Source organism: Myxacorys sp. (assembly GCF_059501405.1).
Genome location: NZ_JCACCM010000081.1, coordinates 1 through 17,269, shown reverse-complemented (window position 1 = coordinate 17,269; position 17,269 = coordinate 1). Strand labels below are relative to the sequence as shown.

The following is a 17,269-nucleotide window of genomic DNA, read 5'->3' as shown; positions in this document are numbered from 1 at the left end:
TTATTAAAAGGAATAGGAAGGCATCTGTAAACGAGCCAATTGCAGAGCCACTAAGGACGGATATCATTGAGAACGGATATGGGGTATGGAGGAATGCAGCAGAGTAGACGATGGCTCACCACTCAATTTCTCCAATCATTTTCAGCTTTTCCGGACATTTTTTGTACCTTCTGATTGCAGCTTGCGGCATCGATCGCAGCCCGGTTACTGATGGTATAAGCAAACTGACGCGGCAATTGGCTCCAAAGGATCACACGCGATGAGCAATCTGTTTGACCTACCTGAGCCATCAGCAAACGAAGTATTTGAGCCGCTGATCGAAAACGACCAGATTTTGATTGAGCGGATTATCTCCAGGGGACAGACGACTCCTGTTGGGGAATGGTATGACCAAGCGCGAGACGAATGGGTTGTGCTGTTGCAAGGAGAGGCGCGGATAGGCTATGAAGATGGACATGAGGTTTCCCTGCATCCAGGAGATTATCTCTTGATTCCTGCTCACCAAAAGCACCGAGTTGCCTACACAAGTACGGAGCCGCCTTGCGTTTGGTTAGCCATCCATGCGGCATTTACTCTCTAATCTCTTCCTGTCCAGGGGCGACCAGAACTTTATCAACGCGGTTGCCGTCCATATCCATCACCTCAAACCGCAGAGAGTTCCATTCAAAAAAATCGGCGGATTTGGGAATGCGACCGAGATACATCACGACAAACCCGCCCAAGGTTTGATAACTGCCTCGCTCTTCTCCTGGTAATTCTTTTTCTTCAAGGTCGAGTATTTCTTTAAATTGATAGACTGGCAGCATCCCATCGAGGAGCCAAGAGCCGTCTTCGCGCTGCACGGCTTGCGGTTCTGCCAGTTCTTCGACGGATGGAATATCGCCAACGATCGCTTGCAACACGTCCGTCAGCGTCACCAATCCTTGAATCACGCCATATTCATCGACCACAAAAGCAAGCTGCGTTCCAGTTTGCTTAAACAGCTCTAACACCTTCAGCGCACGGGTACTTTCGGGCACGAATACGGGTTGCTGTAAGGAAGTTGTAAAGTCGATTGGCTGTCCTTCCATGGTTTTGACGAGCAAATCGTAGACGTGCACCACGCCCAGCAAATTATCTAACCCGCCATGACACACTGGGAATTTGGCGTGAGAGCTTTCCATCATGCATCGACGATTTTCCTCGAACGAGTCTTCTAGATCAAGCCAAACGATTTCTAAGCGCGGCGTCATGAGAGAACTAATGCGGCGATCGCCGAGCCGAAACACCCGCTTCATGATGTCTTCTTCCGCCTGCTCGAACATACCTGCTTCTGTGCCTTGTTCGATCATGACGCGGATTTCTTCTTCGGTCACCTGCGGCTCATCAGACGGACGGAGGCCTAAAAGTCTGACGACGAGATTGGTGGAGGAACTGAGCATATAGACGATCGGAGCGGCAGCTTTTGCCATCAGGGTCATCGGAAAGGCGGCCCAAGACGCAATCCGCTCTGGTGAATTGAGGGCGACCCGTTTTGGCACCAATTCTCCAATGATCAACGTTAGGTAGGTGAGGCTTAGAACGGCAATGCCAAAGGCGAGGGCTTGACTGTAAGGTTTGAGAGTCGGGATGCCTGCAAAGACGGGTTCGAGCCGAGTCGAGAGCGCTTTCTCACCGAAAGCACCCGATGCAATGCCAATCAAGGTAATGCCAACCTGTACGATCGCCAAGAAATTATTCGGTTCTTCGGCTAATTTCAGTGCCGCTTGGGCTTTTTTATCGCCTTGGTTAGCAAGCTGCTGCAAGCGGACTTTACGAGCAGACACCACGGCCAACTCAGACGTGACAAATAAACCATTAGCAAGCGTTAAAAGCAGAATGATCAGTAAGTCGGTGATGAGCGGTTGCATTCCTGATACTGCCTAATTTCTTGGCAAACGTATAACGGACTGTTTTAGTGTATCTGACCCTAGGGTCCATCATTAGTCCTGAGTGAGGAGTCAAAAAGTTTTATGAGTCCATGCTCATTGAGGAATGACCAACTCTGGAGCAGTGTCTTTAGAATGTAAAAATAGTTCATATTTGTAGTTCATACTTCGGGTTCCCCCCAGAGGCGTCTGATGGCTTTTTCTTCGATTACTCGTGCGCTCGGTCGGTTGCCTCTAACGGCTGAGTTGCTTAGCAAGCTGACTGGTCAAGGCTCATTGCACCTGAGCGGCTTGGCTCGGCTACCCAAGGGCTTAGTCGCGTCAACGCTGGCTCAAACTCATTCACGCCCCCTGCTGATCGTGACCTCAACCTTAGAAGAAGCAGGACGCTGGAGCGCCCAGCTTGACGCGATGGGCTGGCAGACGATGCAGTTCTACCCGACATCAGAGACATCGCCCTATGAGCCGTTTGACTCGGAAGCGGAGATGACGTGGGGACAGCTTCAGGTGCTGGCGGAGCTAGTTAAGAATAGAGATGAAGGCGGAGGAACGCCTGACGACAACGCTGGCGCAAGGAGAGATGAAGATGGAACACCTAATGGCGACGCTAACCTAAACAACGCTGACAGAAGAGATCAAAAAAGCGCTGGCTTATCCCTAGCGATCGTGGCCACCGAACGCGCTCTCCAACCCCACCTTCCCCCCGTGGAAGCCCTTGCGTCTTATTGTCTGCCGCTTCAGAAGGGACAAGAGCTAGATCTGAATCGGTTGAGTGAAGAAGTAGCGCGGCTGGGCTATGAACGGGTCAATTTGGTTGAAACCGAGGGACAGTGGAGCCGTCGGGGGGACATTATTGATGTGTTTCCGGTGGCGTCAGAATTGCCGATTCGTCTCGAACTGTTTGGCGATGAGTTGGATCAGATTCGAGAGTTTGATCCGTCTACTCAACGATCGCTCGATCGCATCGAAAAAATTGTGCTCACGCCGACCAGTTTCTCACCGCTCATTCAAGCCGCTTTAACGGCTGGCGATCTGGCTCCTTATCTCTCCGCCGAAGAGCAAGAGCGCTTCGAGCAAGAACAACCGCTTGAAGGAATGCGACGGTTCTTAGGATTGGCGTTTCAGCATCCGGCGTCGCTGTTGGACTATTTGCCAGAAAACACGCTGATCGCGATCGACGAACCGGATATGACGCAGGCACACAGCGATCGCTGGGTCGAACATGTGGAAGAACAGTGGCAGGACGTCAGCGCCAAGCATCCATTGCCGAAGATTCATCGCTCGTTCACCGATTCTCTGGTTCAAGTCGAACAGTTTGAGCGGCTTTACTTGTCTGAACTCGCGGAGGAAAAAAACGGATTGAATCTGGCAAGCCGCCCGGTTCCAGCCATTCCGCATCAGTTTGCTCGATTAGCGGAGACCCTGAGAGGAGAGCGCGATCGCAACTTTGCAATCTGGCTGGTGTCGGCGCAACCTTCCCGATCAGTGGCGCTGTTGCAAGAACATGACTGCCCGGCGCAGTTTGTGCCGAATCCGCGAGATTATCTAGCGATCGATAAACTCCAGATTCAGCATGTGCCCGTTGCCGTCAAATATTCGGGTCTTGCAGAACTTGAAGGCTTTATCCTGCCAACGTTTCGGATTGTTGTCATCACCGATAAGGAATTCTTTGGACAGCAAACGCTGGCAACCCCAACCTATGTTCGCAAACGGCGTCGTGCCGCGTCAAAACAAGTCGATCCTAACAAGCTTCAGCCGGGAGATTATGTCGTTCATAAGAGTCATGGGATTGGGCAATTTATCAAGCTCGAAAGCCTGACGATCAATCAAGAAACGCGGGAATACCTGGTTCTAAAGTACGCCGACGGACTGCTGCGGGTCGCTGCCGATCAGTTAGGATCGCTATCTCGATTTCGCGCCGTAGGCGATGCCAAGCCCGAACTCAATAAAATGTCGAGCAAGGCGTGGGAGAAAACCAAGGGCAAGGTTCGCAAAGCAGTTAAGAAAGTGGCGGTCGATCTGTTGCAGCTTTATGCTCAACGCGCTCAGCAGCAAGGCTTTACCTATCCTGTGGATATGCCGTGGCAAGCCGAAATGGAAGACTCGTTTCCCTACCAGCCCACCCCCGATCAGCTAAAAGCGACGCAAGATGTCAAGCAGGATATGGAAAGCGATCGCCCAATGGATCGCCTTGTTTGCGGCGATGTTGGATTCGGGAAAACGGAAGTGGCAATTCGCGCGATTTTCAAAGCCGTTACGGCCGGAAAACAAGTCGCGCTCCTCGCTCCAACCACGATCCTGACGCAGCAACACTATCACACGCTGAAAGAACGGTTTGCGCCCTACCCGATTCAAGTCGGATTGCTGAACCGATTCCGATCGCCGGAAGAACGCAAAGACATTCAGCGCCGATTGAGTACGGGCGAATTAGATATTGTTGTTGGAACCCATCAACTGCTAGGAAAAGGCGTCGCCTTCAAAGATCTGGGTTTGCTCGTGGTGGACGAAGAACAGCGATTTGGCGTCAATCAAAAAGAGAAGATTAAATCCCTTAGAACCAAGGTCGATGTGCTAACCCTCAGCGCGACGCCGATTCCGCGAACTCTCTACATGGCCCTATCGGGCGTGAGAGAAATGAGCTTGATTACCACGCCGCCCCCCTCTCGCCGTCCGATCAAAACGCACTTATCGTCTTACGATCCAGAAATTATGCGATCGGCAATTCGACAAGAACTCGATCGCGGCGGACAGGTGTTTTATGTTGTCCCGCGTGTCGAGGGAATCGAAGAGATCTCAGCCCGCTTGCGCGAAATGGTTCCGGGGGCAAGGATTGCGATCGCGCATGGTCAAATGCCAGAATCAGAACTCGAATCGGTCATGCTGACGTTTGGCGCAGGCGAGGCTGATATTCTCCTCTGCACCACAATTATCGAATCGGGGTTAGACATTCCCAGAGTCAATACGATTTTGATCGAAGACTCTCAGAAATTTGGGCTGTCGCAGCTTTACCAACTGCGGGGACGAGTCGGACGGGCAGGCATCCAGGCGCACGCTTGGCTGTTCTACCCGAAGCAGCATCAACTCTCAGACGCGGCTCGCCAGCGATTGCGAGCCCTTCAAGAATTTACTCAACTCGGTTCTGGCTATCAGCTTGCGGTTCGAGATATGGAAATTCGCGGTGTCGGTAACTTACTCGGCGCAGAACAGTCGGGACAGATGGATGCGATCGGGTTTGATTTGTATATGGAAATGCTGCAAGACGCGATCAAAGAAATCCGGGGTCAAGAAATTCCGCAAGTGGACGATACACAAATCGATCTGCAACTCACAGCCTTTATTCCTGCCGATTACATTCCCGATCTTGATCAAAAGATGAGTGCTTACCGTGCCGTTGCCACCGCTCAATCGAAGCAAGAACTGACGCAAATCGCGGCAGATTGGAACGATCGCTATGGCACGATTCCGGGAGCATCTCAACAACTCTTGCGTGTAATGGAACTTAAACAAGTCGCGAAAAAACTTGGTTTCTCTCGCATCAAGCCCGAAGGCAAACAGCACGTCATTTTAGAAACGCCAATGGAAGAACCCGCGTGGAACTTGCTGAAAGAAAACTTACCCGAGCATCTGCGATCGCGCTTCGTCTTCATGCCAGGAAAAGTGACGGTGCGAGGCTTGGGAATGCTGAGCGCCGATCAGCAATTGTCGAATCTGATCGATTGGCTGGGTCGAATGCAGGGAGCTTTACCGGAACTTGCTTTGGTGTAGGCGACTCGGCAGTCTTGCTAAAATTTGACGTGTTTCTTATTTTTCCTGCGGCTTATGGAAACGACAAAATTATCTAGCGACGGTCAAGTCACCATTCCTCAAGTATTGCGTGAGATGCATCAGTGGAAAGTGGGACAGGAATTCGTTGCGATCGATACTGGAGACGGAGTTCTCCTTAAACCTAAACCGCCATTTGTAGAGACGACTTTAGATACTGTCGCGGGATGTCTCAAACACGATGGAACGCCCGTCAGTTTGAAGGAGATGGAAGAGGCAATCCGTCGCGGAGTAGAGGAGACATGGCATGATCGCCGTTGACACAAATATTGTGGTTCGATTACTGACCCAAGACGATGCCCTTCAGTACGAAAGAAGTTATCAGCTTTTTCAATCTGAGGCTGTTTTCATTCCCAACACAGTCATTCTTGAAACAGAGTGGGTTTTGCGGTTTTCGTACAAGCGCCAGTCTCATGAGATCCGCACAGCATTCAAAAATCTCTTTGGGCTGCCAAATGTTCACTTAAGCAACGCTAGATTAACTGAGCAGGTCTTGCAATGGCATGAGTGTGGCTTAGATTTTGCGGATGCTTTTCATCTTGCCCAATGCCAGCTATGTTCTGATTTCTATACGTTTGATGCAAAATTTGTTGATGGAGCGAAAGAACTGTCATCGTGTAGGGTGCAATATCCTCAAACTCAGGTGTAATTTTGGAACTCCGTATTATGAATACTACAAAGCGAGAAAATGAACGTCACCGCCGCAAGCGGACGGTGTATCACTTCGCTCCACTCGCACGCTTCGCGGCTCGATTCCGCTCAACAGCACCCTTCGGACGCTGTAGTTTCCGAACGCAGCAAGCTGCGGGGAATCGACCCGCAGAGATTGAATCGCTTCTAAGAAAGCTTCCTGATGACTGCTCAATCGAAGATGTGCAATATCATCTCCATGTTTTAGCTAAAGTTCAACAGGGATTAGAAGCAGCAGACACTCAAGGAACAGTGACTCAAGAAGAAGCGGAAGAGCGCTTGAATAAATTCGTATGAGGATAAATCGTGAGTGAAGTAGAGAAAGATTATGAATTAAAAGTGCTGAAAATGGTGCTCAATACATATTTAGAACGAAATCGCATCGGCTATGGCGGAGGAAGGGCTTAAATCACTTGAGGCTAATCGCGATCGGACCGTGCGGAATTTAGCTACGAAAATTTACAGCCAGAGCGGGCACAAAGTTGACTTATACAGTATACGAAAGCTAGTTGATTCTAGAATTGAAGGCATGAAGCACCAGCTAGCTGCTGATAAAGAACGTAGGGCTGAGGAAGCTCATCAAGATGAAGAACGTAGGGCTGAGGAAGCTCGTCGAAGGGATGCAATCAAAGCTTTTGTTCCTGCAAGAGTTCAGAAAATAGTTAGTGAGCAGTTGCAGGTAGATGAGAATAAAGTTAACTTAGACAGCCACTTGGTGAAAGATCTAGGCATGGATGAAGTAGCTTGGGTTAACCTTTCAATGGAACTAGAAGAAGAGTTTGATATTGAGATACCCGACAAAATAGTGGAGGATGGGTGGATCACTATTAAGAACCTCGTGAATCTTATCCAGAAGATACTCTTAGCTTAGATTCAGTATTTGTTCGTAATGGGAGCAAGTTTCTGAAAGAAAACTTGTCAGAGCATCTGCGATCGCGCTTCGTCTTCAATCCCGGAAAAGTCACGGTGCGCGGCTTAGGAATGCTGAGCGCTGATTAGCAATTGTCGAACCTAATCGATTGATTTAGCCGAATGCAGGGAGCCTTGCCTGAACTCGCCTTGGTAGAGTATTGTCAAAGTTAAATAAATCAGAATGTTGGATATAGAAAATCAGCCTGAAAATCAGGACGGTACTTCTGAAAATAGGCGCGATCGTTGGGTGTCCACCGCTCTACCCAACTCTCCGTTTCATCAATGTTGTATTCGGTCGTTCCGCGACGTAATCCGCGCTGTTGTGCCACCTCCAAAGAACAATCCACCCAAATCTTGAATGATAATACGGCAGCAAACTGGGATGCAGCGCACTGATGCCCTCAACGATGAGATAATCGATCACTTCTATTTCTCGCCAACCCCCCAGTTTGCCCTGATGCCAATCAAATACTTGATAGCGAATGGGGTTGCCTTGAGTGGCCGGAATCAGAACTTGGTGTTCTAAGCGATCGCGATCAAACACAGTCCAATCTGACGATCGTACATCTCGCTCTGCAACCCAAAACTCATCCATTGAAACGACTGCAGCAGCGTGCAATTGCTTCGCTAACCGTCTCGCCAGCGTGCTTTTGCCAGACCCTCCAAATCCTGATATGCCAATTGAGATCAGTTGATTTTGTGGGTTTGGTAGCCCAAGAATTGCTTCAGTGAGTTGAGCGAATTTAGACATGCAGTTCGAGTTGCCAGGATTTTACATTGTTTCTTCATTTCCACTATTTTTGACGAGAACGGCAAGAGCAGTTAGCACTAGCTGGTGGGTAGTTGGAAATGGTGAGATAGCGATCGCAGTGCCGCTATCGTTCTTAATTGATGCAAAGTTTTGTAATGAAAACAAACGGATTCAGTTGTGATGCTCTTTTTATCAGAATGGCATCAAATTTAAGTGAAAGTGAGTAGCTTTATGTATTAAAAATCACCTCTAATGTAAAGTATAGGCTTTAGTATAGGCTTTGTGTTTTGCGCCTGAGCAGATGTTACAAAAACTGGACATGGCGTAAATGGTCGGTATAAAAAATTGAGTGTGCTTTTGTAATAGAATTGCGGTTTTTACATGTATCATTTGTGGCAACTTTAAAAATCCAGTGTCACCGTTGAGTCCTTCAAAATGCCCTTTCTTTAACCGCTTTGAAATCGTCCAAGTTAGAAAACGTTAATTTTTCGGCTGATTTTTTAGTGCCATAAAGCACACATAACCTACGACTGCTAGCACCAAGCTTGTTATTTGGAGTAGTAGACAGTACTCTATTTATGACTTAGGTGTTGACCGCATTTAACTGCGGACTACTAGATAAAGAAATTGTGCATTTAGGTTCATCTCTCTACAACTCGGCTAACATGGTGCAGATTGATCACCCAGGTTACACTTCCATACTGGGATCAACCTTCGTGCCTATTCAGTCTTGATTGAGGAGGTCTTTTCATAAAGCGATTACGAACGTTTTACCATCGACTAGCGGCTCCCTCCGCCTCACCTAATTTCGTAAGAGAAAGCTGTTTTATAACAAGACTTTTCTCTTATAAAAGGTCATTTGTTAAAGAGGTCAGTTTTTGTGTCGTCGCACGAAAATTGTGTTTCTGTTTATCAAGCTTTTATTAAGTTGATTTTGTTTTTCTTATTGCTGTTAGTCTGCAAGAGGCTTTGCTTTCTAAGACATTCCTGTTAATCCTCCGCTAAAAATGCAGTTGCAGTAAGCTTCTATTTCTTATATGGAGATTACTTGCATTAGGTTTCAAGAGTTTCTCAATCGATACCGGTTTTTATGGTTAGTCATCGACCGTTTCAACGACTCCAACCCCTGAGTTTGTTAGCTCAACTCATCAGCCGTCAGATCGACGGATGTTTGCAAGTCATCAGTGGCTCAACCTCATGGTTGCTCTACCTCGATCGCGGTAAGCTCGTCTACGCGACGAACTCGATCGCCCCGTTTGATCGACTCCAGCACCATCTGATGGGGTTAGGCGACCAAGCCCCTGCCCTGAGCAAGCTCGACTATGCTCAGCTGCGGCGGCAATTCGATCAGCCTGCCTCCCTCTCTGCCAGTAGCGTGGATTATCAAGCGATTCGTTGGTTAGTTGAGCAGCAGTATCTGACGATGTCTCAGGCGGTGAGTCTGATTGATGCGATCGCAAAAGAGGTGCTGCAATCCTTCTTAGCGGTGACAGAAGGCATGTATGAACTGACCGCAAAAGCCGCAATCTCAAATTATCCCAACTTATGCCAGCTCGATTTGCGGCAGATCGTTGAACACTGTCATACCCGTGCCCAACGTTCAACGCCAACCGAACCACGCTCTGCTGTCTCTCGCCCAAGTGCCACGATTCCTCGTGCGTCTGCTCCAGACAAAACCGAAGAACCGTCCACCCCGTCAGACAAACCTCGGCATACGATCGCCTGCATTGATGACAGCCCGACCATCTTGCAAGCCATCAGCAGTTTTCTCCACGACTCCAGCGTTTCTGTCGTGATGATCAACGACCCAGTGAAAGCACTGATGCAGATCATGCGGACAAAACCAGATCTCATTCTACTCGACGTCGGGATGCCAAACCTCGATGGATATGAGCTATGTTCATTGCTGCGGCGGCATCCTAGCTTCAAGCAGACTCCCATCGTGATGGTGACCGGCCACACCGGATTTATCGATCGTGCGAAAGCAAGACTAGTGGGTGCATCAGGCTACTTAACCAAACCCTTTACCCAGCCAGAATTGGTCAATACCGTATTTAAGTTTTTGGGGGTCAAAAATGAACGCTGACTTAATGCTGTACTCCCTTGACCGCGGTCTGATCCAGGCTATTTCACCCTTCGCTAAACGCATTCAAAATCATGAGCTTAACCTTGATGGGAACCGTGTTAGTCGTCGAAGACACTCCTTCGGAGATGGAGTTACTGAGCCATTACCTGCGGGAAGGAGGCTATAGCGTCATCGGTGCCGTCAGCGCCAAAGAAGCACTTAATAAAGCCGTTGAACTAAAGCCCGATGTGATTGTAACGGACGTCGTCATGCCCGGGATGAGCGGGTTTGAGCTATGTCGCAACCTCAAGAAAAATCCTGAAACGCAGCAAGTCCCCATAATTATCTGTACGTCTAAAGGGCAAGAAATTGACCGATTGTGGGGAATGCGCCAAGGCGCAGATGCCTACATCACGAAGCCTTTTACCCGTGAGAAACTGATCCGCACGGTTCAATCGGTGGGGGGTTGAGGTGGTCAATCCGTCAGCACTGAGCTTAACGCCCGCCCGCACTCGAACCCATCAAGGTGAACCGTATCTCAAGTTTCAAGTCACTGAAGGGGTTCAGGCAGGACTGATCATGAAACAGGTGCAGGAAGTTTTGGTCTTGCCCACGCCCCAACTCACTCCGATTCCGAATTTGCCTGTCGGCGTTCTCGGACTGATGCATCGCCGCAGTCGAGTGCTGTGGGTCGTCGATCTGGCGCTGTTGCTAGGGGTCGGCGTCCTTGACTATAGCCCCCAGCAGTATGACATTGTGATTGTTCGCACGGGGGGAGCCGCGATCGCGCTTGCCATTCGTCAAGTCGGAGGCATTGCTGGAGTACAGCCAACGCACGTTCAACCGCTTCCCAGTCACGCTGCAAAGGGTCTCATTCCCTATTCCAGGGGCTGTATTCTGCAACCGCAAGAAATTGTGTTTTTACTCGATGGAGAAGCTATTTTACAGGCTCCAATTTTACAAGGGAACGGGTATTGACGATGTGATGGTTCTGTTCTTTCGCGTTGTTCATCAGCATTGGTCATCAGGCTAAACGCATCTCTGCTTTCTGAATGCTTCTTACCGCCGTATCACTTCATCATCCTATGGTCGATCAACTTGACGCTGCCAAAAATGGCCATGCTCCTGTCTCTGTCCAATCTGCTGATTCCGCTGCAGCTGTCGAAGCGGTTCCGGCTGAAGCAGGTAAAGCCAGCCCGTCTCAGATCACGGTTCTCCAGCGCGTCAAACGGTTAGGATTTCGCGCTAAGGCAACGGCACTGGCAATTGCGATCGCGACGTTGCCCGTATTGGGAATTGGGACGATCGCGTATAAATTAGCCAATCGCTCAATCACCAATCAAATTAGAGAAAACGAAGAACGGTTAGCTCAGACGCTGAGCCAGAAGTTGGCGTCTTTTATGGCAGAACGAAATGGCGATATGCAGATTCTGTCGAGTCAGCCAGTTTTAACCACTACCGCCGTGCGGAATGCGACCTCATCTGAAGAAAGGAGAGCCGTTCTAGAACGCTTTGTTGAGGCGTATCGAGTGTACGACAGTATTGCGATTTTTGATCTCAATGGCAGTGCCACGCTGCAAAGCGATCAGCAATCCATTTCTAAACAGTCTGACCAAGATTACTTTAGAGCTGCTCTAGAGTCAGATAAAGTCCTGATTAGCCGTCCGGTCAGAGCCAATTCAAACGAACCGTATGTGATCTACCTGACTGCTCCAATTAAAGAATCGGGCAATGGGAAAAAGATTGCGATCGCTCGTGCTATTCTGCCGGTTCGCAGCTTGACCGATCAGTTGCGCGACTACCGCACGGGAGGCGCAGAATTTAGCGTCCTTGATGCGGGCAATCAAATTTTCTTGTCGTCTCAAGACAGCCTAATTGGACGGTCTGCGGGAGAGGCATATAACCAGTTTTCGGACATGCAATCTCGTCGGGAAACTAATACCCGCGTGATTGAGCAAGACTCGCAAACCAGTAAAGTTCATTTGTTTGCAAGTTATGCTCCGTGGGTGGGCGGCGAGAACGTTCCCGATCTCGGCTGGGGGACAATTTTAGGAACGCCAACAGACCTCGCCTTCGCTCCGCAGCGACAGTTGTTTTGGACTTTTACCCTGGGAACGGGAGCCGTTGCGGTGCTGACCGGGCTGTTAGCAGCTTGGCTAGCCAATCGCGCCACTCGACCGATTTTGGCTGCTACGAACGCGGTGCAAGATCTGGGAGCCGGAAAGCTCGATACGCGGCTGACGGTGAAGGGAGACGATGAACTGGCGATGTTGGGCAACAACATTAATGTGATGGCCGAGCAGTTGCAGGCATTGTTGCAAAACCAAGCGCAAAGCGTCCAGCGATCGCAGTTTCTCAGCGAAGTCGTGGTTAAAATTCGGCGATCGCTGACCTTTATGAACATTCTGCAAACGGGCGTCGATGAGGTCCGCAGTTTTCTCAAGAGCGATCGCGTTGTAGTGTACAGATTCAATCCCGACTACCTGAGCGGCACGATTGAAGCAGAATCGATAGCTCCTGGCTGGACCAAAGGGTTAGGCAAAATCATCGACGATCCGCTGGAGCTAGGAGCTATCGATCACTATCGAGAGGGGCGAATTTGGGCAGTGGAAGATGTGCACAACGCAAAGTTGAGTCAGCGTCACTGCGAGATTCTAGAGGGCTTGCAGGTTCAGGCTCATATTGTCGCTCCGATTCTACAAGACAAAGAAGTCATCGGGCTGCTGTGCGCTCATCAGTGTTCGTCTACGCGGCACTGGACTCTTGAAGAAACCGAATTGATTGGGCAAATTGCGATTCAAATGGGCTATGCCCTTGATCAAGCGGACTTGCTCACCCAATCCCAAACCGCTCGCCAAGTTGCTGAGCAGCTATCGGACGACCAACGGCAGCAAAAAGAAGCGCTGCAAATGCAGTTGCTCCAACTGTTAGGAGAAGTCGAAGGGGCAGTAGAAGGCGATTTGACCGTTCGTGCAGATGTCACTGCCAATGAGATCGGCACAGTTGCCGATTTCTTTAACTCGATCGTGGAGAGCTTGAGACAGATTGTGACTCAAGTGAAATCGGCAGCAGTTCAGGTGAACGATGCTCTCGGCAATGATGAGCAATCGGTGCGCCAACTGTCAGAAGATGCGATGCAGCAAGCCGAAGCAACGAACCGGACGCTGAATTCGGTGCAGCAGATGGTGCAGTCGATTCAAGCTGTATCGTCGAGTGCGCGGCAGGCGGCTGATGTGGCAAAATCGGCATTCTCCACGGCAGAAGCAGGCGGCGTGGCAATGGAGCTAACGGTGCAAAATATTCTGGGGCTACGAGAAACGATCGGGGAAACGGCGAAGAAAGTGAAGCGCCTAGGTGAATCGTCGCAGCAAATCTCGAAAGTGGTCTCGCTGATCAATCAAATTGCGGTGCAGACCAATCTTCTGTCGATCAACGCTGGAATCGAAGCTGCACGAGCGGGCGAAGACAGCCAAGGCTTTGCAGTGGTCGCAGAAGAAGTGGGAGAACTCGCGGCCCGATCGGCCGCCGCTACCCGCGATATCGAACAGATTGTGGCCACGATTCAGCGCGAAACCTCGGAGGTGGTAGAAGCAATGGAGCAGGGCACCACGCAAGTTGTGGAGGGAACGCGCTTGGTCGATAATGCCAAACTCAGCTTAGAGAAAATTCTCACGGTGTCTCAGCAGATCGACCAATTAGTCGGATCGATCTCACAGGCAACTGTGTCTCAAGTTGAGACATCACAGGCTGTAACCTCGTTAATGCAGAACATTGTACGCTCGTCGGGACGCACCTCTGAATCGACATTACAAGTTTCCGAATCGATTCGCCAAACCGTCGCGATCGCACAGGAGCTTCAAAACTCGGTCGGCACATTCAAGGTGAGCTAATTTCCCTGACATGCCTTCATCCGCAACTCTTTTTTGAGCAGGACGCAAGACCGCCGCTTCTCGTCAGATGAGGTGGAATGAGGGCAAACGCCAGATCTTCGGACTATCCCAGCCATTACCTTAACCATCACAATGTCACAGGACAAAGAGCTTGAAATTCGTCGCCAATTTCTAGATGAAGCCCAGGAGTATCTAGACACCTTAGACGGAACGATTTTAGGACTTGCCGACCATCATGTGGACGCTCAGAAAATCAATGCAGCGCTGCGGGCAGCTCACTCGATCAAAGGCGGGGCAGGCATGATGGGATTTGAGGTATTAAGTGCGCTGGCGCATCGTCTCGAAGATTTTCTGAAAGTCCTGAAGGTCGATAAATCCATTGCACCGACCTTTCATCTCGAAAATCTGCTGCTCTCGGCACTCACAGGGTTACGTCAGGTGATCGATTGCGATCGCCAGTTTCTCGCTCATCCTCGCGCTCACCGTCCTGCGATCGATTCAACCTGGCTAGCTGCCGAAGTGACGCCTATTTTCGATCAATTGCACGAACAATTGGGCGATCCTCAAGATGAAAATGCTGGCTCCATTCTCTCGCCCGAAGACGGACAAGAAATTATTCCGCTCCTATTTGAAACGGAAGTCGAAGGCTGTTTGCAACGGTTAGAAGCGGTGGTTGCAACGCCAACGCAACCCTGTTTGCGAGAAGAACTTGCAATTCTAGCACAAGAATTAGGGGGATTAGGAGAAATGCTGCAACTGTCAGCATTTACTCAGTTGTGTGAATCGGTAACGCAACGCTTAGAAGCAGAAATTGAAGACATTAGCGCCTTTGCAAGTCAAGCACTGCAAGCTTGGCGATATGCGCAGGTTAAGGTGCTGTCAGGGCAGTACCATCAAATTCCGACCGATGTGGATGTAGTAGAGTTCGATATCAATTCGCTCCTAGAGCCGCTACCCGACTACTTTGGCGAGTCGGACCCTCATTTTGTGACCGACGACATCGGGCTGAACGGAGAAATCGACGCAACAGACATTGCCTTAGACATTGCCTTTCCCGATTCTGCTACCCTCGATTCAATCTTTTCATCGGTTGAAGAAAAGGGCGATTGGTACACTGACATTCTAGCGGCTGAAGCCGTGGCGGTCAGCGATGATGGCTACACCGACTATCAGCCCACGTCTGAAGCACTGCCATTTTTTGGCGAATCGCAAGTTTCAGATTTTAAGATTTTAGACGCGAATGCGTCCGAAGTTGAAGAGGATCAAGATATTACGGTTCGCGTCCCGGCGCGGCAACTGAATCTGTTGAATGATCTCTTTGGTGAACTCACGATTGATCGCAACGGCATTGATTTATATCTCAAACGTCTGAGAACCTTAGCGCAGAGTTTGCGCGATCGCATTCAAACCCTCGATGCCGTCAACGCTAAACTGCGGACTGCCTATGACAAAATCTCGATTTCTGGACTCAGCCAGCGCGTCGCAGTAGACGAAGCGAGTTCAAGCTTGGTGGTGCGAAATGCCTATTCGCGATCGGGATTTGATCTGCTCGAACTCGATCAATACACCGATCTCAATTTACAGTCTCAGCAAGTGATGGAAACCATCGTTCAGTTGCAGGAAGTTGCAGAAGACATCGAACTGAGCCTGGATGATAGTGAACAAGCGTATCGGGGCTTGACAAAAACCGCAAAGCAAATGCAAACCGGATTGACGCAACTAAGAATGCGTCCGCTCTCAGATGTGGTTGATCGCTTTCCCCGCGCGGTTCGAGAGTGGTCATTACAGTATGGTAAACAGGTCAAGCTCAATATCATCGGCGGCGGAACGCTCATCGATCGCAACATTCTCGAAACGCTAAACGATCCGCTCATGCATTTGCTGCGCAACGCGTTTGATCATGGAATCGAAACGCCAGAAGTTCGGCAATCCCAAGGCAAATCGCTAGAAGGCGTAATCGAAATCGAGGCAGTTCAGCAGGCCAATCGCACTGTGATCACCATTCGAGATGATGGCGAAGGAATTCCGATTGATCGGATTCGCGATCGCGCGGAGCAAATGGGGCTTGATCCGGTTCTTCTGAAAACAGCAGGTGAAGCAGATCTACTCTCGCTGATTTTTGAGCCAGGATTTAGCACCCGAGAGCAGGTCAGCTCGATGTCTGGGCGCGGCGTCGGGATGGATGTTGTCCGTAGCAACCTCAAACAGATTCGTGGGGAGATCACCGTCAACACAGAGGCAGGGCAGGGCACAACGTTTACGCTATCGGTTCCGTTTACGCTATCCACGGTGCGCGTGCTGTTGGTTGAAAGTGGAGGCATGTTGCTCGCGTTCCCGAGCGATGTCGTGACTGAAATGTTTTTACTTAAACCAGAAGACCTGATCAACACAGGCAGCAACGAGGTGATCAACTGGCAAGGCAAAGTGGTGCAAGTGGTGCGATTGCAGAAGTGGCTGCACTTTAACTGTCCGCGATCGCCCCACGGTTACGAGACGCCGCCCAGCATTTCGGCGGCCAGCATAATGCTGATTGATCAAGGCGATCAACTCTATGGCATTCCCATCGATCGCTGTTGGGGTGAACAAGAAGCCACCAATCGCCGCATCGAAGGGACGTTGGCATTGCCGTCCGGCTTTAGTGGCTGCACCATTTTAGGCAATGGTCGCGTCGTGCCGCTAGTGAACGCTGCCGAGCTTCTGCGCTGGATTACAAGCTGCGAAAGGTCTGAGGACGATCCGCTTGTATCTTATCGCTCGACTGGAGCGCACCGACTGAGTCTCCCTCCTAGTTCGATTCCGACCGTTCTAGTGGTAGACGATTCGATTAATGTTCGTCGGTTCTTGGCGTTAACCTTAGAGCGAGCCGGATATCGGGTTGAGCAAGCGAAAGACGGGCAAGACGCGCTAGAGCGATTGGAAGAGGGCTTAGCTGTTCAAGCGGTGGTCTGTGATATTGAGATGCCGCGACTAGATGGATTCGGATTTTTGGCAAAAGCGAAAGTGAATCCGTCGTTTACTCAGGTTCCAATTGTGATGCTCACGTCCCGGACGGGAGACAAACACCGCAAATTAGCAGAAAGCTTAGGAGCAACGGCTTATTTCTCAAAACCGTACAATGAGCAAGAATTACTGCAAACGCTAGAAAAAACAGTTAGCGTGTGATTTTACTTTGTTCTGTAATAGACTTAATCGGCAATAGCTTAATCTAGAAGACATATAGTTATTCTCGCTC

The 17,269-nt window shown here is 49.9% G+C and carries 13 protein-coding genes; 11 read left to right on the top strand and 2 right to left on the bottom strand.

What is annotated here, in order from left to right; genetic code table 11:
* The first annotated feature begins 259 nt into the window (after positions 1-259).
* Positions 260-580, top strand: a complete 321-nt coding sequence (locus AC5I6P_RS08395; RefSeq protein WP_495693299.1) for a cupin domain-containing protein — start codon at positions 260-262, stop codon at positions 578-580.
* On the opposite strand, the gene AC5I6P_RS08390 is transcribed toward AC5I6P_RS08395, so the two are convergent.
* On the bottom strand, positions 570-1,889 hold the full coding sequence (locus AC5I6P_RS08390) for a hemolysin family protein (protein WP_495693298.1): 1,320 nt from the start codon (positions 1,887-1,889) through the stop codon (positions 570-572). The two genes, AC5I6P_RS08395 and AC5I6P_RS08390, sit on opposite strands and share 11 nt — an antisense overlap.
* Positions 1,890-2,099: 210 nt before the next feature.
* On the opposite strand from AC5I6P_RS08390, the gene mfd reads away from it, so the two are divergent.
* The 5 genes from mfd to AC5I6P_RS08365 all read left to right on the top strand — a co-directional run bounded on the left by mfd (position 2,100) and on the right by AC5I6P_RS08365 (position 7,290).
* Positions 2,100-5,672 (top strand): transcription-repair coupling factor, encoded by a 3,573-nt coding sequence (gene mfd / locus AC5I6P_RS08385; RefSeq protein WP_495693297.1) that lies wholly within the window; start codon positions 2,100-2,102, stop codon positions 5,670-5,672.
* 54 nt (positions 5,673-5,726) lie between these two features.
* Positions 5,727-5,990, top strand: a complete 264-nt coding sequence (locus AC5I6P_RS08380; protein ID WP_495693296.1) for an AbrB/MazE/SpoVT family DNA-binding domain-containing protein — start codon at positions 5,727-5,729, stop codon at positions 5,988-5,990.
* Entirely contained in the window at positions 5,977-6,378 is a 402-nt protein-coding gene (locus AC5I6P_RS08375) for a type II toxin-antitoxin system VapC family toxin (protein WP_495693295.1), read from the top strand. Before AC5I6P_RS08380 ends, AC5I6P_RS08375 begins: the two co-directional genes overlap by 14 nt.
* Positions 6,379-6,395: 17 nt before the next feature.
* Positions 6,396-6,716: a hypothetical protein gene (locus AC5I6P_RS08370; protein ID WP_495693294.1), complete on the top strand. Its 321-nt coding sequence runs from the start codon at positions 6,396-6,398 to the stop codon at positions 6,714-6,716.
* Between the two features lie 91 nt (positions 6,717-6,807).
* Positions 6,808-7,290 carry an acyl carrier protein gene (locus tag AC5I6P_RS08365; protein WP_495693293.1) on the top strand — a complete coding sequence of 161 codons (483 nt, stop codon included), beginning with the start codon at positions 6,808-6,810 and terminating at the stop codon, positions 7,288-7,290.
* Positions 7,291-7,590: 300 nt separating this feature from the next.
* On the opposite strand, the gene AC5I6P_RS08360 is transcribed toward AC5I6P_RS08365, so the two are convergent.
* On the bottom strand, positions 7,591-8,082 hold the full coding sequence (locus AC5I6P_RS08360; RefSeq protein ID WP_495693292.1) for a hypothetical protein: 492 nt from the start codon (positions 8,080-8,082) through the stop codon (positions 7,591-7,593).
* A gap of 1,090 nt (positions 8,083-9,172) precedes the next feature.
* On the opposite strand from AC5I6P_RS08360, the gene AC5I6P_RS08355 reads away from it, so the two are divergent.
* The 5 genes from AC5I6P_RS08355 (at position 9,173) to AC5I6P_RS08335 (ending at position 17,199) form a co-directional block, all read left to right on the top strand.
* Positions 9,173-10,168, top strand: coding sequence for a response regulator (locus tag AC5I6P_RS08355; RefSeq protein WP_495693291.1), 996 nt, complete (start codon positions 9,173-9,175; stop codon positions 10,166-10,168).
* Between the two features lie 71 nt (positions 10,169-10,239).
* On the top strand, positions 10,240-10,617 hold the full coding sequence (locus AC5I6P_RS08350; RefSeq protein ID WP_495693290.1) for a response regulator transcription factor: 378 nt from the start codon (positions 10,240-10,242) through the stop codon (positions 10,615-10,617).
* A gap of 1 nt (position 10,618) precedes the next feature.
* Positions 10,619-11,125 (top strand): chemotaxis protein CheW, encoded by a 507-nt coding sequence (locus AC5I6P_RS08345; RefSeq protein WP_495693289.1) that lies wholly within the window; start codon positions 10,619-10,621, stop codon positions 11,123-11,125.
* Positions 11,126-11,232: 107 nt separating this feature from the next.
* Positions 11,233-14,037 (top strand): methyl-accepting chemotaxis protein, encoded by a 2,805-nt coding sequence (locus AC5I6P_RS08340; protein WP_495693288.1) that lies wholly within the window; start codon positions 11,233-11,235, stop codon positions 14,035-14,037.
* 132 nt (positions 14,038-14,169) lie between these two features.
* A complete protein-coding gene (locus AC5I6P_RS08335) occupies positions 14,170-17,199 on the top strand; it encodes a hybrid sensor histidine kinase/response regulator (RefSeq protein WP_495693287.1) in 3,030 nt (1,009 codons plus the stop codon).
* The last annotated feature ends 70 nt before the right edge of the window (positions 17,200-17,269 follow it).